Raw genomic sequence first — 16,191 nt, forward strand, 5'->3', positions numbered from 1 at the left:
TTCGCCTGAAGCGTCTCCTGCCGCCATTTCCGAAAACTACAGCGTTTCAACCGATTCGGATGTAGGAAAGGTCAGCGTGATTAAGCGGAAATTAAACCACTTTCAACGCTTGCGCAGAATCACGCTACCGATCGAGTAACCCGCACCGAACGAACTCAATACCGCCAGCGAACCGGCAGCCAGATCATCCTGATACTTGTGGAAAGCAATCACGGAACCGGCAGAGCTGGTGTTGGCGTAAGTGTCGAGGATCACCGGGGCTTCCTCTTCGGTGGCCTCGCGGCCCAGCAGTTTGCGTACGATCAGATGGTTCATGCTGAGGTTGGCCTGGTGCAGCCAGAAACGCTTCACATCGCCGACATTGAGCTGGTTCTCTTCCAGATGCGCACCGACCAGTTCAGCCACCATCGGGCAAACATCCTTGAACACCTTGCGGCCTTCCTGCACGAACAGCTTGTCGCGAGTACCGACGCCCTCTTGCGCTGCGCGGTTGAGAAAGCCGAAGTTGTTGCGGATGTTGTTGGAGAACTTGGTCAGCAGTTTGGTGCTGACCACGTCGAACTGGTATTTGGACGTAGCCAGATCGGCGCGCTCGATGATCACGGCCGTGGCGGCGTCGCCGAAGATGAAGTGGCTGTCGCGGTCACGGAAGTTCAGGTGACCGGTGCAGACTTCCGGGTTGACCATCAGGATCGCCCGGGCCTGGCCCAGTTGCACGCTGTTGGCGGCTGCCTGAATGCCGAAGGTGGCCGAGGAACAGGCCACGTTCATGTCGAAACCGAACCCCTGAATGCCCAGGGCTTCCTGGACTTCGATGGCGATGGCCGGGTAAGCACGCTGCAAGTTGGAGCAGGCGACGATCACGCCGTCGATGTCAGCGGCGGTTTTGCCGGCGCGTTGCAAGGCTTGTTCGGCAGCACCGATGGCCATTTGGCAAAGTACCGACCATTCCTCGTTGGAACGCTCCGGCAGACGCGGGGCCATGCGCTGCGGATCAAGAATGCCTTCTTTGTCCATGACAAAGCGGCTCTTGATGCCCGAGGCTTTTTCGATGAAGGCGGCGCTGGATTCCGTCAGGGCCTGGATGTCGCCGCTGGCGATGGCGTCTGCGTTGTCCGCGTTGAATTGCGCAACGTAGGTATTGAAAGACTGCACCAGCTCTTCGTTGGAGATGCTGTTGGCCGGGGTGTACAGGCCGGTGCCGCTGATGACGACATTATGCATGGTCGTTTCTCTAATCTGTTCAGGCAGAAAGTGCTGGAACCGTCGTACCAACACACAAAGGGTCTATTCCCATCCGGGGGACGCAAACCTGGCATCGTTTTATTCCGTTGCGTGACCACGCCGAAGGCTCTGGGTCGCGAAACAGGCATTTATGGTCGCGAAGTTTGCCATAAACCCAAGGTTTTGGCCCCTTTCTCAAGCACAACGCAAATCCCAAGGCGGGGGGCTTGCTCGCGAAGGCGGTGTGTCAGTCACCGAATCAGTTATCTGACACTACGCCTTCACGAGCAAGCCCGCTCCCACAGGGGGATTGTGCACGTCGATAGATCTAGGGTTCGACCTGGGTCCATTGTTTATTCAGGCGCTTATCGGAAATCGGCACTTTCGTTCCCAACTGCTGGGCGAACAGCGAAACCCGATATTCCTCCAGCCACCAGCGATACAACTCAAGCTGTGGATCGCGTTTGCCTTCCTGGGCATGCTTGGCGGCGCGGGCCTGGTATTGGGCCCACAAACCGGCCAGATCACCGCTCCAGACCCGATCCTTCTGCAGTTGCGCGCCCAGTTTTTCAAAACGCTGCTCGACCGCTTTCAGATAACGCGGCAGCTCCTTGAGCCATTGCATCGGCGTTTCCCGCACGAACCCCGGGTAAACCAGATGACTGATCTGTTGCTTGATGTCATTCAACGCCACGGCTTGGGCCAGATCGATCTTGCCCTTGAAGCGCTTTTGCAGGCCATGCCAGATCTTCAGAATCTCCAGCGTCAGCCGCGCCACGCGCTCGGCGTGTTCGGTCCAACTGCCACGCTTGCGTTCGGCCAGCGCCGCCAACCCTGCACCGTCACGCGGCAACGGGTCTTCGCCGTCGAGAATGCAACTGTCGAGACTGGCCAGCAGAATGTCTTCGACCAGCGCATCGACCCGGCCCAGTTCACGGTAGAGCAAGCCCAGTTCGGTCTGCCCCGGCAATTTGCCGCGCAGGAATTTGGCCGGTTCGGCCAGTTGCTGCATGAGCAAGCGCTGCAACGCACGACGATGCTGGAACTCGGCTTCGGCCGGGGTCGAGAACCGCCCTTCCTTGACCGTGCCGCCCTCTTCCACCAGCGCCGGGTAGACCGTCATCGACAGCCCGGCAATTTTCTGCTGAGTTTTTGCTGCCACCGGCGCGAAGACTTTCGCCTCCACCGGCTGCTGACTCTTGGCACTCTGCGGCACGGCCAGTGCGGCCTGACTGGCTTCGGCGAAACGCGCAGTCAGTTCGGCCAGATCCCGTCCTTCGCCAAGGAATTTGCCTTGGCCGTCGACGATTTCCAGGTTCATGCGCAGATGCCCTTCGACCTGCTGCGCCGCTTCCGCCCACGCCTCATCGCTGACCCGCGCACCGGTCATGCGCAACAACTCGCGCCCCAACGCCTGGGGCAGCGAGCCCTCGGCGAAGGTCATGCGTTGCAGCGCAGCCTTGATGAAGTCCGGCACCGGCACGAAGTTCTTGCGCAACGCTTTGGGCAGATTGCGCACCAGAGCGATGCACTTGGCCTCGATCAGCCCCGGCACCAGCCATTCCAGACGCTCCGGCGGCAGCATCGGCAGCAACGGCGCCGGCACCCGCAGGGTCACGCCGTCACGGGGGTGATTGGGTTCGAAGTGATAACTGAGCGTCAGTTCCAGATCACCGATGTGCAAGGTATCGGGGTAATGCAGCGCGGTGACTTCACTGGCCTCGCGGGCCAGCACGTCTTCTTCGCGCATGATCAGCAGTTGCGGGTCTTTCTGGCTGTTGATCCGGTACCAACTGTCGAACGTCGCGCTCTGGTGAATCTCCGCCGGCAGCCGCGCATCGTAGAAGGCGTACAGGGTTTCTTCGTCGGCCAGAATGTCGCGGCGACGGGCCTTGGCTTCCAGTTCATCGAGCTGTTCGAGCAGTTGTTTGTTGGCGCTCAGGCACTTGGCTCTGGACTGAATCTCGCCCCGCACCAGACCTTCGCGGATAAACAGCTCACGCGAAACCACGGGGTCAACCGGGCCGTAATGAACCGGTCGGCGCCCGACCACAATCAGCCCGAACAGGGTGATCTGCTCGAAGGCCACGACCTGGCCGCGCTTCTTCTCCCAGTGCGGTTCGAAGTGATTTTTCTTGATCAGATGCCCGGCCAGCGGCTCGATCCAGTCGGCGTCGATCTTGGCGACCATGCGCGCATAGAGCTTGGTGGTCTCTACCAGTTCGGCGGTCATCAGCCATTGCGGACGCTTCTTGCCGATGCCCGACGACGGGTGAATCCAGAAACGTCGCTGACGGGCGCCGAGGTAATCGCCGTCCTCGGTTTTCTGGCCGATCTGGCTGAGCAAACCGACGAGCACCGCTTTGTGCAGTTTCGGGTAATCGGCTGGTTCTTTATTGAGGCTCAACTGCATGTCGCGGCAGATCAGGCTCAACTGGCGATGGGAATCACGCCACTCGCGCAGACGTAAATAGTTGAGGAAGTTCTTGCGGCACCAATTGCGCAACGGGCTGGCGGTCAGCGCCTGGCGCTGTTCTTCAAAACCACGCCACAGATTGACCAGGCCGGCGAAGTCGGAATCGACATCCTTCCATTGCGCGTGAGCCTGATCCGCCGCTTGCTGGCGCTCCGGCGGACGCTCGCGCGGGTCCTGAATCGACATGGCACTGGCGACGATCAGCACTTCCTGCAAGCTGCCCAGTTTCGCCGCTTCAAGCAGCATGCGGCCCATGCGCGGGTCGACTGGCAGGCGCGCCAACTGACGGCCGAGCGGGGTCAACTGACTGTTGCGATCCACCGCCGAGAGTTCTTGCAGCAGGTTGAAACCGTCGCTGATCGCCTTGCCGTCCGGCGGCTCGATGAACGGGAACGCAGTGATTTCGCCGAGGCGCAGATGCAGCATCTGCAAGATCACCGCCGCGAGGTTGGTGCGCAGAATCTCCGGGTCAGTGAATTCCGGGCGACCGAGGAAATCTTCTTCGCTGTACAAACGTATGCAAATGCCCGGCTCGACCCGGCCGCAGCGGCCCTTACGCTGGTTGGCGCTGGCCTGGGAAATCGCTTCGATCGGCAAACGCTGAACCTTGGCGCGGTAGCTGTAGCGGCTGATGCGCGCAGTGCCGCTGTCGATCACGTAGCGGATGCCCGGCACGGTCAGCGAGGTTTCAGCGACGTTGGTCGCCAGCACGACGCGACGGCCGGGGTGTGACTGGAAAATCCGCTGCTGCTCGGCCGGCGACAGGCGCGCGTACAGCGGCAGAATCTCGGTGTGTTTGAGTTGGGCCTTGCGCAGCATGTCGGCGGCATCGCGAATTTCGCGCTCACCGGGCAGGAACACCAGCACGTCGCCTGGGCTGCGACGTTCGCTGCGCTCGTAGGCGGCAATTTCGTCGAGGGTGGCGAGGATTGCCTGATCGACGGTCAGGTCGTCCTCAACGCGGTTGCCCTCCTCGTCCTGCTCCAGGGTCAATGGGCGATACCAGGTGTCCACCGGGAAGGTGCGGCCGGAGACCTCGACAATTGGTGCGTCATCGAAATGCTTGGAGAAACGCTCCAGGTCTATGGTGGCCGAGGTGATGATGACCTTCAGGTCGGGACGGCGCGGCAGCAGGGTTTTCAGGTAACCGAGCAGGAAGTCGATGTTGAGGCTGCGTTCGTGAGCTTCGTCGACAATGATCGTGTCGTAGCGTTCCAGATAGCGGTCGTTCTGGGTTTCCGCCAGCAGGATGCCGTCGGTCATCAGTTTGATCAGGGTGTTGGAATCGCTCTGATCTTCGAAGCGTACCTGGTAGCCCACCAGCGACCCGAGCGGCGTCGCGAGTTCTTCTGCGACGCGACTGGCAACACTGCGGGCAGCGATCCGCCGTGGCTGGGTGTGGCCGATCAAACCGTGTTGGCCGCGACCGATTTCCAGACAGATTTTTGGCAACTGCGTGGTTTTGCCCGAGCCGGTTTCGCCCGCGATGATCAGCACCTGATGCTTTTCCAGCGCCTTTTTGATCTCGTCACGCTTGGCCGCAATCGGCAGGCTGTCGTCGTAACGAATCACCGGCAGGCTGGCCTTGCGCGCCAGCACCTGATCACAGGACGCCTGCATGCGCGCCACCCACTGGGCCAGCTTGGCCTCGTCTGGCTTTTTGCGCAGCTCAAGCAACTGCCGCCGCAGCCGGTGGCGGTCGGCGAGCATGGCGTGGTCGAGGTTTTTCAGCAGTTTGTCGATGGAGGGCGATTCTTCGGTCATCGGGTACGCAATTCAGTCGTCTAGTGGCGCAGGGTGGCGATTGTCGCAGAAAAGCAGCTACAAGCGGCAAGCTACACGCCGCAAGTTGAATCAACTGCTGGCCTGAAGCTTGTCACTTGCCGCTCGTCGCTGCTGTTATTCGTTATCCAGGCCCTTGCGCCGGTACGGGAAGACGTCGATGACCTTCCCTGCCCGAATCGCCTCCTGCAGGCTCTTCCAGTAATCGGCGTTGTACAGCTCGCCATGCAACTGATCAAACAATTTGCGTTGACCGGCATCGGCGAACAGGAACGGCGGAAACTCTTCGGGAAACACATCCAGCGGCCCGATCGAGTACCACGGCTCTGAAGCCATTTCATCCTCTGGCGTGCGCGGTGTCGGGATGTGGCGGAAGTTGGCTTCGGTCAGGAAGCAGATTTCGTCGTAGTCATAGAACACCACCCGCCCGTGACGGGTGACGCCGAAGTTCTTGAGCAGCATGTCGCCGGGAAAGATATTCGCCGCCGCCAATTGCTTGATCGCCAAGCCGTAATCCTCCAGTGCCTCACGCACCTGCGCTTCGTTGGCGTTCTCCAGGTACAGGTTGAGCGGGGTCATGCGCCGTTCAGTCCAGCAGTGGCGGATCAGCACAGTATCGCCTTCCACCGACACCGTGGACGGCGCCACTTCCAGCAATTCTTCAAGGCACGCGGGGTCGAACTTGCTCAGCGGAAAACGAAAATCGGCAAACTCCTGGGTATCGGCCATGCGCCCAACCCGGTCGACACTTTTCACCAAGCGGTATTTCTCGATGACCGTGGCGCGGTCGACGTTTTTCGACGGTGAGAAACGGTCCTTGATGATTTTGAACACGGTGTTGAAACCCGGCAGCGTGAAGACGCTCATCACCATGCCGCGCACACCCGGGGCCATGATGAACTGATCGTCGGTGCTGGCCAGGTGATTGATCAGCGCGCGATAGAACTCGGACTTGCCGTGCTTGTAGAAACCGATCGAGGTGTACAACTCGGCGATGTGCTTGCCCGGCAAAATGCGCCGCAGAAAGCCGATGAACTCCGCCGGCACCGGTACGTCGACCATGAAATACGAACGGGTGAAGGAGAAGATGATCGACACATCGGCTTCATCGGTGATCAGCGCATCGATCTGAATCCCGCGCCCTTCGCGGTGCAGCAGCGGAATCACCAGCGGCCATTGCTCGTCGCGGGTGTAGATGCGCCCGACCAGATACGCGCCCTTGTTGCGATACAGAACCGAAGAAAACAGTTCGACGCTCAGTTCCGGATCCTTGCAGACCCAGTCCGGCAGGTTCTCGCGCAATTGCGCTTCGAGGCGGTGCAGGTCACCGGGCAAATCGGCGTAATCCTCACCGAAACGGTAGTCGGCAAAGATACTCGCCAGCATCCCGGACAACTGACCTTGCGGCTTGTAGGTGCGGGTTTGCGCGGCGCGTGCTCGGCGCAGGCTCGGCCGGGTGGTGTGGATGAACATGCAGCCGTCGCTGATCAGGTCATGGCTGAACAGCCCGCAGAAAATCGAGTTGTACCAGGTCTCGGACAGCTCATCGTCGAAGCGCAAATCGATGACGCGGATGTAGGCGCTTTTCACCAGTGGCCAGCCATTGACGTCCATCAGTGCTTCGTCGTCGAAATGTTCACGCAGCCGGGCGATGGTTTCGCCGACCTTGTCTTCGTAGAGGTTGATCCGCGCCGCCGAGGCCGTCTGGATCTCCTGCCAGCGCGCCTGCTCGAAGCGCTCCCGGGCGCCGTCAGTGATCCGACGGAAATGCTCGCGGTAATCGTCAAAGCCATCGAGGATCATGCGGGCGATGTCGGGGGCTGGCCATTGCTGCGGCATAGATGAGACCTCTGCGTGCATTCGGAATGCCTGAGCTTAGCCACGGAACCGGCCGCAGGTGAAGTGCAATTTGTGCCAAAACCGCGTCGTGGTTGCACATGACAGGAATTATTCGTTGCCGGCGTCAACATTGAACCGGTCGGACCAAAGTTAAATGCCCCAATAGCGGTTGCCATCGTCAGGGCGCTCGGCAACACTCTCGTCCCGATAAAGGAAGGAGTGTCACCGTGAGCCCCGTCGATATTTTCCGCATGCTGTCGCTCGCTGCTATCTGGGGCGCGAGCTTCCTGTTCATGCGCATCATCGCGCCAGTGGTCGGTACGGTGCCGACCGGGTTCTTGCGGGTATCGATTGCCGCTGTCGGTCTGGTGGTGATCCTGGGGTTGATGCGCGTGCGCTGGGATTTCAAAGGCAAACTGAAAACCGTGATGCTGCTGGGCGTGATCAACTCGGGCATCCCGGCCACCCTGTATTCGGTCGCGGCCCAAGTATTGCCGGCCGGCTATTCAGCGATTTTCAACGCCACCACCCCCTTGATGGGCGTGCTGATCGGCGGACTGTTCTTCAGTGAAAAACTCACCGTGGCCAAACTTGGCGGGGTATTCCTCGGACTGTTCGGCGTCGGCGTGCTGACCCGTGCCGGCCCCGTGGCGTTTGACCTGCAATTGCTGATGGGCGCCATTGCCTGCCTGCTCGCGACCACGTGTTACGGTTTTGCAGGATTTCTCGCGCGACGCTGGCTGGATCAGGCAGGTGGACTGGACAGTCGCCTCTCGGCCCTGGGCAGCATGCTCGGCGCGACGCTGTTCCTGCTGCCACTGTTCGGCTACAGCGTGATCACCGCACCACCGGCAAATTGGGGCGGCTGGAGCGTGTGGCTGTCGCTGCTGGGCCTGGGCCTGGGCTGCACCGCATTTGCCTACATCATTTACTTCCGTCTGCTGAGTTCCATCGGCCCGGTCAAGTCGATGACCGTGACCTTCATGATCCCGCCGTTCGGCGTGTTGTGGGGCGCGTTGTTTCTCGATGAGCCGCTGTCGATGGCGCACATCTATGGCGGGGTGTTGATTGCACTGGCGTTGTGGTTGGTGCTAAAGCCGGCGGTGGTCAAATCTGCCCGAGCCGCCGCGCAGTAATTCAGCAGATGCAAAAAGGCCCGGGCATCATCTCCCGGGCCTTTTTTTACGCAAGGTTTTATGCGGTTTTACGGAACACAAACGCCAGGCCAACGATGATCAACAGCATCCCCAGCACACTCAGCGCGGCCAGGCGATTGCCGAAGATCAAATAATCCATCACCGCCGTCACTGCCGGTACCAGGTAGAACAAACTGGTGACATTCACCAGATTGCCCCGGGCGATCAGGCGATACAGCAACAGTGTCGCCAGCACCGACACCACCAGGCCCATCCACAACACCGGCACGATAAAACCTGCGCTGTGTTCAAAATGAAACGGCTGGAACGGCACGAAAACCCCACACAACAACAGCCCGGCCAGGTACTGCACCGGCAATGTGCCCAGGGGGTTGTCGGTGATGCGTTTCTGCATGATCGAACCCAGGGTCATGCTCGCCAGCGCCAGCAGGCCAAACAGCATTCCCGCCCAGGACATCCCGGCCAAACCCATCCCCTGATAAACCACCATTATCAGACCGGCCAACCCCAGCGCCAGACCGAACAGCCGGCTTGCCGAGCGCTGCCGCTCCATCAAGACAACGGTGAGAATCGGCTGCACGCCCATGATGGTTGCCATCACGCCCGGGGTTACTTTGGTGTTCAAGGCCAGCAGATAGAAAATCTGATAAGCCCCCAGCAACACCACGCCTGTGGCAATCGCAAACAGCATCGGCCTGCCACCCTTGGGCCGTTTCAGCTTGAGCAACGGAATCAGCAGCACCAACCCGCCCAAAGCAATGGCAAAGCGAATCAGCAGGAACGCAAACGGTGAAGCGTGGGCCAGGCCCCATTTGGAGAAGATCGCGCCGCTGCTCCACAACAACACGAACAGGCTCGTGGACATCGCCGCAAGCGCGGTTTTTTTCGAAAGGACAAACATGAATACCACCTGTAGTCAGGCAAATAGCCAACTCAGCCGAGGCTGAAATTCAGTAGTTTTCTGGCGGGCGCAAGGGTCAGCAGAGAATGCTGATCAGCCCGAAACGCCAACGCCCGGCGGTGCTACGACTGCGCACACCGGCGTGCTACTGACAGGTGGAGGGTAATGACTGATCTGCTTGGTCTGCTGATTCCCGCACGGCACGACGCCAGCGTTGAGCGCTGAATCGACTACCGCGTTGATGAGGGATGCAGGCATTTGGGCAGATCTTTGTTTGAGGGTGGCTGGGTGAGTCGTTGGGCTCACGATGGCCGACTATAACCAGCGCGGGACATGGATTGCAATGATTTTGGCTGCGTGTCGGTAGCGACAGATTCAAGGGCATTGCTTCGGCCAGACATGGCTCGCAAGCCATATCGACGAGTATCGAAGACGAACCAAGCCTCCTTGCCGACTGTCCTGTTTGCCTGTATTCCGAGATAAAAAAAACCGCTCACAAGGAGCGGTTCTTCGTTTCGGGTTCGGCCTCAACCAAACAGCCAATACCCGAGTAACGTCAACACCACCACCGCCAGGATCGGGCGCATCACGCGGTAGGCTTTCGGATTGCGGCGCTTCCACTGCTTGACCACACCGCTGAACCTGTCGCTGAAGTTCTTGCTCCAGGCGTAAGCCTGGTTGATGCCGCCAACGCGTTCGTCGTCGAGGTTCTGCGGCGCAGTCGCACGGCCCAGCCAGCCACTGATAAAGCGGTTGATGCGGGTCATCAGGCGATTGCTCAACGGTCGCTCGATGTCGCAGAACAGGATCACGCGGGTCTTGTCGGTTTCGTTCTTGACCCAGTGCACGTAGGTCTCGTCGAACATCACGTCTTCACCGTCACGCCATGCGTAGACCTGACCGTCGACGAAAATCCGGCAATCGTCGGAGTTCGGTGTCGACAAGCCGAGGTGATAACGCAGCGAACCGGCAAACGGGTCGCGGTGCGGGTTCAGATGGCTGCCCCCCGGCAGCAGCGCAAACATGGCGCCTTTGACGTTGGGGATGGCACTGACCAACGCCACGGTTTTCGGGCACAGGGTTTCGGCAGATGGCAGCGGTTTGTCGTACCACTTGAGGTAGAAACGCTTCCAGCCCTTCTTGAAGAACGAGCCAAAACCGGCGTCGTTGTTCTTCTCGGCAGCGCGAATGTAGCCCTCGTCAAACAGGTGCATGGCCTCGTCGCGGATGGTTTCCCAGTTATCGCGCAGCACATCCAGTTCCGGGAATTTGCTGCGATCCAGATAGGGCTTGGACGGCACGCCGGAGAACAGGTACATCAGGGCGTTATACGGGGCGAACAGCGCCGAGTGGTTGACGAACTGACGCAGTACCGGCAAACGCGCCTTGCCGCGCAAATGCACATAGAGCGTACTGCCCACAAACAGCAGCAACACCAAAGCCTTGGCGGTAAACGAAAAGGTCATCAACAACTCCCAGGAAAAAGACAACGCTACGCCATGCCTCGTACCCGGCATGGCAGCCGGCCATGATAAACACTACTGGCCAAGGGAAAAACCCATCCAACCCAAGATTCAGTGTCAAGCCTTGCGCAACAAAGCCTTCAATAACATAACGCCCTTGAATCCTGGCTGATCTGAATCAATCCGCTTACTGCTGGTTCTCCTGCTCAGTGAACAGATCACTGAACAGCATGCTCGACAGATAACGCTCACCCGAGTCCGGCAAAATCACCACGATGGTCTTGCCCTGCATCTCGGGGGTCTCGGCCAATCGCACGGCCACGGCCATCGCCGCACCGCAGGAAATGCCGCACAGGATGCCTTCTTCCTGCATCAGACGCAGCGCCATGGCTTTCGACGCTTCGTCGGTGACTTGCTCGACCCGGTCAACCATCGTCAAATCGAGGTTTTTCGGCACGAACCCGGCACCGATACCCTGAATCTTGTGCGGGCTCGGCTTGATCTCTTCGCCGGCCAGCGCCTGGGTGATCACCGGCGATGCCATAGGCTCCACGGCCACCGATAGAATCGGTTTGCGTTGGGTATTCTTGATATACCGCGAAACACCGGTGATGGTTCCGCCGGTACCGACCCCGGCCACCAGCACATCGACCGCACCGTCGGTGTCATTCCAGATTTCCGGCCCCGTGGTTTTTTCGTGGATAGCCGGGTTGGCCGGGTTATCGAACTGCGCCGGCATGAAGTATTTGCCGCAATCACTGGCAACAATTTCTGCCGCTTTTTCAATGGCGCCTTTCATGCCCTTGGCGGGCTCGGTCAACACCAGTTCGGCGCCAAGGGCCTTGAGGACTTTGCGACGCTCAATGCTCATCGATGCCGGCATGGTCAGCATCAATTTGTAACCACGAGCGGCCGCCACGAAGGCCAGGCCAATGCCCGTATTACCCGAAGTCGGCTCGACGATGGTCATGCCCGGCTTGAGTTTGCCGCTGCTTTCGGCGTCCCAGATCATGTTGGCACCGATCCGGCACTTGACCGAATAACCGGGGTTGCGCCCCTCGATCTTGGCCAGGATGGTCACCCCACGCGGCGCAATGCGATTGATCTGCACCAGCGGCGTGTTGCCGATGGAATGGGCGTTGTCAGCGTAAATACGGCTCATGGCTGGGTCCTTATGCAGCATTGAATTCAGCGCTCAAAGGTATGCCTGTTACCCATCACAGTCCAGTCGGGTCGAACGTCTGCGGCGCATGACAGTCCATCGTTTTATATCGTTTAGGAAATGTCGCCATGAAGCGTCGTTATAGCTGGCCGTTATGGACTCTCGCCACGATTGTCGTGCTGCTGATCGCACTGCACATCGCCCTGCCCTACCTGGTGCGTGACTACCTGAACGGCAAACTGGCGGACATGGGCGACTATCGCGGCCAGATCACCGATGTGGATCTGGCACTGTGGCGTGGCGCTTACAAAATCAACGGCCTGAAGATCGTCAAGGTCGACGGCAAGGTGCCAGTCCCGTTAGTCAATGCACCGCTGATCGATCTTTCCGTGAGTTGGCACTCGCTGTGGTACGACCATGCCGTGGTGGCCAAGGTGCAATTCATCAAACCCGAAGTGAACTTCGTCGATGGAGGCAATAAACAGGACTCCCAGACCGGTAAAGGCACCGACTGGCGTGAGCAACTGGGCAAACTCCTGCCGATTACGCTTAACGAAGTGCGGATCAGCGACGGGCGGATCAATTTCCGCAACTTCAATTCCAAACCACCGGTGAACATGAATGCGACAAATGTCGATGCCAGCCTCTACAACCTGACAAACGTGGTCGACACCGCAGGTAAACGCAACGCACGCTTCGAGGGCAAAGCGCTGTTGTTAGGCCACGCGCCTCTGGAAACCACCGCGACCTTCGATCCACTGAGCAACTTCGAAGACTTTGAGTTCCGCCTGCGCGCCCGTGATATCGAACTCAAGCGCATGAACGACTTTGCCTCGGCCTATGGCAAGTTCGACTTCAACGCCGGCCATGGTGATGTGGTGATTGAGGCCAAAGCCGAAAACGCCAAACTTACCGGTTACATCAAGCCGCTGCTGCGCGATGTCGAAGTGTTCAACTGGCAGCAGGACGTGGAAAACAAGAACAAAAGTATCTTTCGTTCGGTCTGGGAGGCACTGGTCGGCGGCACTGAAACCGTGCTTAAAAACCAGGGCAAGAATCAGTTCGCCACCAAAGTCGAACTCAGCGGTAACGTCCATCAGCAAGATATCAACGCGTTCGAAGCGTTCTTGCAGATTTTACGCAATGGATTCATCCAGGCGTTCAACGCGCGGTATGAGCGACCCAAGCCGGATGCGGGTTAGTGTGTTTGGGGCAGCTTCGCAGCCATCGGGGACCAATCCCCTCGCCACAGGGGTGTTTGTCTGGCCCGAGACCAAAACCCAGTCAGCATGTGACGCTCCATTCAGAGACTGAATAACCCGTCTGCGTTCACAGTCGACCGGGGGGCGCGTTATAGTCGGGCATCCGATTATTTCGCCCCCGCCCTGCCCGTTCAGGTCGGCGTTACCGTTCGAGGATTAGCAGATGAAGTTCGAAGGCACCCAGGCCTACGTCGCCACCGATGACCTGAAGCTGGCGGTCAACGCCGCCATCACCCTGGAGCGGCCGCTGCTGGTCAAGGGTGAACCGGGCACCGGCAAGACCATGCTCGCCGAGCAACTGGCCGAGTCGTTCGGCGCCAAGTTGATCACCTGGCACATCAAGTCCACCACCAAGGCCCATCAGGGCCTCTACGAGTACGACGCGGTCAGCCGTCTGCGCGACTCGCAACTGGGCAACGAAAAAGTCCACGATGTTCGCAACTACCTGAAGAAAGGCAAACTCTGGGAGGCATTCGAGTCCGAAGAGCGGGTCATTCTGTTGATCGACGAAATCGACAAGGCCGACATCGAGTTCCCCAACGACTTGCTGCAAGAACTCGACAAGATGGAGTTCTACGTTTACGAGATCGACGAAACCATCAAGGCCAAAAAACGCCCGATCATCATCATTACCTCCAACAACGAGAAAGAACTGCCGGACGCCTTCCTGCGCCGCTGCTTCTTCCACTACATCGCCTTCCCCGACCGCACCACCCTGCAGAAAATCGTCGACGTGCATTATCCGGACATCAAGAAGGATCTGGTCAGCGAAGCGCTGGACGTGTTCTTCGACGTGCGCAAGGTTCCGGGCCTGAAGAAGAAGCCGTCGACCTCGGAACTGGTCGACTGGCTGAAGTTGTTGATGGCCGACAACATCGGTGAAGCGGTACTGCGCGAACGCGATCCGACAAAAGCGATTCCGCCGCTGGCCGGTGCGTTGGTGAAGAACGAACAGGACGTGCAATTGCTTGAGCGTCTGGCGTTCATGAGCCGTCGCGGCACCCGCTAAGAGGCTGATGCCATGCTGCTCAACCTGTTCAATGAAATGCGTGCAGCCAAAGTGCCGGTATCGGTGCGCGAACTGCTCGATCTGATCAACGCGCTGAAACAGCGCGTGACCTTCGCCGACATGGACGAGTTCTATTACTTGTCCCGGGCGATTCTGGTGAAGGACGAACGGCATTTCGACAAGTTCGACCGTGCGTTCGGCGCCTACTTCAATGGCCTGGAAAAACTCGACGATCACTTGCAGGCGCTGATTCCCGAAGATTGGCTGCGCAAGGAGTTCGAACGTTCGCTGAGCGACGAAGAGCGCGCGCAGATTCAGTCACTTGGCGGCCTGGACAAGCTGATCGAAGAGTTCAAAAAGCGCCTGGAAGAACAGAAGGAGCGCCATGCCGGCGGTAACAAATGGATCGGCACCGGCGGCACCAGCCCGTTTGGCTCTGGCGGCTTCAACCCGGAAGGCATTCGCGTTGGCGATGCCGGCAAACGCCAGGGCAAAGCGGTAAAGGTCTGGGATCAGCGCGAGTACAAGAACCTCGACGATTCCGTGGAGCTGGGCACGCGCAACATCAAGGTCGCCCTGCGCCGCCTGCGTAAATTCGCCCGTCAGGGTGCGGCGGAAGAGCTGGATATTGACGGCACCATCGATCACACCGCCAAGGACGCCGGACTGCTGAACATCCAGATGCGCCCGGAACGGCGCAACACCGTGAAACTGTTGCTGCTGTTCGACATCGGCGGCTCGATGGATGCCCATGTGAAAACCTGCGAGGAGCTGTTCTCGGCCTGCAAGACCGAGTTCAAACATCTTGAGTACTTCTATTTCCACAACTTCATTTATGAATCGGTGTGGAAAAACAACATGCGCCGCACGTCCGAGCGTTTCGCCACTCAGGACCTGCTGCACAAGTACGGCGCCGACTACAAAGTGATCTTCATCGGCGACGCGGCCATGGCGCCTTATGAAATCACCCAGGCCGGCGGTAGCGTCGAGCACTGGAACGAAGAGCCGGGTTATCTGTGGATGCAGCGCTTCATGGAGAAGTACAAGAAACTCATCTGGATCAACCCGTACCCGAAAGATACGTGGGGCTATACCTCGTCGACCAACATAGTGCGCGACTTGATCGAAGATCAGATGTATCCGCTGACGTTGCGCGGCCTGGAAGAAGGCATGCGGTTTCTGTCCAAGTAAAAATACTCGATGCCCTGAAAGGCAACAGCCTCAACACTGTCGCCTTTCAGGGCATTTGGCGAAGACTCTTTACCAGTTCAACGCGATATAGGCTTTGCATAGCCTGTTCATAAATCGAGTGTCTTGTACCTCTGGGAGTACAGCACCCGGTTTTTTCTTGCTGCGCCTTTTTTTGCCCGGCGTAATGGCTTCGGTCCCGCGAATTTCCAGCTCTGCACTCCTCGCCCTCGTGGCATCGGTTTGCGGACTGAGGAACACTTCGTTGTTGACTTGACCGTCTTCTGTCAAAAAGCGGAACTTCACCTTTGTTGCGATACCGTCCGTGACGTGCCCCTCGGCAACAAGCTCCATGGATTTGCCGTTCTGATCGCCGCGATGGTTCCAGTCAAACATACGCTTTATATCGAGGCTGGCACTCGACATGAATCGTTCGATTCGACCCACCAGTTCTTCGCAATGGATGCTGTCAGCACTGAGCCTCTGCACATTGCCAAAGCGATTTATCTTCACCTCATAAACAGCGTCAACTTCGGCGCGATCATAAAAACCGACAATACGGCTTCCGACACTGACGCCACCTTCGGCCCCCTCTTGAGCAACGACTTTCATATAACGCATCTGTAACTTCCTTGTTTGAGATAAGGCTAAATAGTTCCACACGCTCCAGGGAAGTGCTGTAGGGCAATGTACTTAGAAAGAAAGGAAGCATCTCGCAACTCAGTCTG

At 58.6% G+C, this 16,191-nt stretch carries 12 protein-coding genes; 4 read left to right on the plus strand and 8 right to left on the minus strand.

Annotated features, from left to right (window positions below):
• Positions 1–102: 102 nt before the first annotated feature.
• From AACY11_RS00635 to aceK, 3 genes are all read right to left on the minus strand, one after another.
• Positions 103–1,224: a beta-ketoacyl-ACP synthase III gene (locus AACY11_RS00635; RefSeq protein WP_339464887.1), complete on the minus strand. Its 1,122-nt coding sequence runs from the start codon at positions 1,222–1,224 to the stop codon at positions 103–105.
• A gap of 328 nt (positions 1,225–1,552) precedes the next feature.
• On the minus strand, positions 1,553–5,464 hold the full coding sequence (gene hrpA / locus AACY11_RS00640; protein ID WP_339493616.1) for an ATP-dependent RNA helicase HrpA: 3,912 nt from the start codon (positions 5,462–5,464) through the stop codon (positions 1,553–1,555).
• A 135-nt stretch (positions 5,465–5,599) separates the two neighbouring features.
• Positions 5,600–7,321: a bifunctional isocitrate dehydrogenase kinase/phosphatase gene (gene aceK, locus AACY11_RS00645; RefSeq protein ID WP_339493617.1), complete on the minus strand. Its 1,722-nt coding sequence runs from the start codon at positions 7,319–7,321 to the stop codon at positions 5,600–5,602.
• A gap of 227 nt (positions 7,322–7,548) precedes the next feature.
• Here aceK and AACY11_RS00650 point away from each other — a divergent pair, with 227 nt between their 5' ends.
• Positions 7,549–8,457 carry a DMT family transporter gene (locus AACY11_RS00650; protein WP_339431051.1) on the plus strand — a complete coding sequence of 303 codons (909 nt, stop codon included), beginning with the start codon at positions 7,549–7,551 and terminating at the stop codon, positions 8,455–8,457.
• A 58-nt stretch (positions 8,458–8,515) separates the two neighbouring features.
• On the opposite strand, the gene AACY11_RS00655 is transcribed toward AACY11_RS00650, so the two are convergent.
• The 4 genes from AACY11_RS00655 to cysK form a co-directional block, all read right to left on the minus strand.
• Positions 8,516–9,379, minus strand: a complete 864-nt coding sequence (locus AACY11_RS00655) for a DMT family transporter (RefSeq protein ID WP_339493619.1) — start codon at positions 9,377–9,379, stop codon at positions 8,516–8,518.
• Between the two features lie 93 nt (positions 9,380–9,472).
• Positions 9,473–9,637, minus strand: a complete 165-nt coding sequence (locus AACY11_RS00660; RefSeq protein ID WP_339431049.1) for a hypothetical protein — start codon at positions 9,635–9,637, stop codon at positions 9,473–9,475.
• A gap of 269 nt (positions 9,638–9,906) precedes the next feature.
• The gene (locus tag AACY11_RS00665; protein WP_339431048.1) at positions 9,907–10,845 is read right to left on the minus strand and encodes an aspartyl/asparaginyl beta-hydroxylase domain-containing protein; all 939 of its coding nucleotides are present in this window, start codon (positions 10,843–10,845) and stop codon (positions 9,907–9,909) included.
• A gap of 184 nt (positions 10,846–11,029) precedes the next feature.
• Complete coding sequence (gene cysK / locus AACY11_RS00670; RefSeq protein WP_339493620.1) at positions 11,030–12,004, minus strand: cysteine synthase A; 975 nt, start codon at positions 12,002–12,004, stop codon at positions 11,030–11,032.
• 128 nt (positions 12,005–12,132) lie between these two features.
• Between cysK and AACY11_RS00675 the strand changes: the two genes are divergently transcribed.
• The 3 genes from AACY11_RS00675 (at position 12,133) to AACY11_RS00685 (ending at position 15,466) form a co-directional block, all read left to right on the plus strand.
• Positions 12,133–13,206 carry a DUF748 domain-containing protein gene (locus tag AACY11_RS00675; RefSeq protein ID WP_339493622.1) on the plus strand — a complete coding sequence of 358 codons (1,074 nt, stop codon included), beginning with the start codon at positions 12,133–12,135 and terminating at the stop codon, positions 13,204–13,206.
• A gap of 223 nt (positions 13,207–13,429) precedes the next feature.
• Positions 13,430–14,275 (plus strand): AAA family ATPase, encoded by an 846-nt coding sequence (locus AACY11_RS00680; protein ID WP_007911294.1) that lies wholly within the window; start codon positions 13,430–13,432, stop codon positions 14,273–14,275.
• Positions 14,276–14,287: 12 nt separating this feature from the next.
• The gene (locus AACY11_RS00685) at positions 14,288–15,466 is read left to right on the plus strand and encodes a vWA domain-containing protein (RefSeq protein ID WP_339431045.1); all 1,179 of its coding nucleotides are present in this window, start codon (positions 14,288–14,290) and stop codon (positions 15,464–15,466) included.
• Between the two features lie 69 nt (positions 15,467–15,535).
• Here AACY11_RS00685 and AACY11_RS00690 read toward each other — a convergent pair whose 3' ends face one another.
• Positions 15,536–16,084 (minus strand): hypothetical protein, encoded by a 549-nt coding sequence (locus tag AACY11_RS00690; protein ID WP_339431044.1) that lies wholly within the window; start codon positions 16,082–16,084, stop codon positions 15,536–15,538.
• Between the last annotated feature and the right edge of the window lie 107 nt (positions 16,085–16,191).

It is taken from the genome of Pseudomonas sp. RA_105y_Pfl2_P56 (assembly GCF_963970845.1).
GTDB lineage: Bacteria > Pseudomonadota > Gammaproteobacteria > Pseudomonadales > Pseudomonadaceae > Aquipseudomonas > Aquipseudomonas baetica_A.

Coding starts and splice junctions, on each gene's coding strand:
- AACY11_RS00675 (WP_339493622.1), top strand. CDS start 12,133: ATGAAGCGTCGTTATAGCTGGCCGTTATGGACTCTCGCCACGATTGTC.
- aceK (WP_339493617.1), bottom strand. CDS start 7,321: ATGCCGCAGCAATGGCCAGCCCCCGACATCGCCCGCATGATCCTCGAT.
- AACY11_RS00685 (WP_339431045.1), top strand. CDS start 14,288: ATGCTGCTCAACCTGTTCAATGAAATGCGTGCAGCCAAAGTGCCGGTA.
- cysK (WP_339493620.1), bottom strand. CDS start 12,004: ATGAGCCGTATTTACGCTGACAACGCCCATTCCATCGGCAACACGCCG.
- AACY11_RS00660 (WP_339431049.1), bottom strand. CDS start 9,637: ATGCCTGCATCCCTCATCAACGCGGTAGTCGATTCAGCGCTCAACGCT.
- AACY11_RS00655 (WP_339493619.1), bottom strand. CDS start 9,379: ATGTTTGTCCTTTCGAAAAAAACCGCGCTTGCGGCGATGTCCACGAGC.
- AACY11_RS00690 (WP_339431044.1), bottom strand. CDS start 16,084: ATGCGTTATATGAAAGTCGTTGCTCAAGAGGGGGCCGAAGGTGGCGTC.
- hrpA (WP_339493616.1), bottom strand. CDS start 5,464: ATGACCGAAGAATCGCCCTCCATCGACAAACTGCTGAAAAACCTCGAC.
- AACY11_RS00665 (WP_339431048.1), bottom strand. CDS start 10,845: ATGACCTTTTCGTTTACCGCCAAGGCTTTGGTGTTGCTGCTGTTTGTG.
- AACY11_RS00680 (WP_007911294.1), top strand. CDS start 13,430: ATGAAGTTCGAAGGCACCCAGGCCTACGTCGCCACCGATGACCTGAAG.
- AACY11_RS00635 (WP_339464887.1), bottom strand. CDS start 1,224: ATGCATAATGTCGTCATCAGCGGCACCGGCCTGTACACCCCGGCCAAC.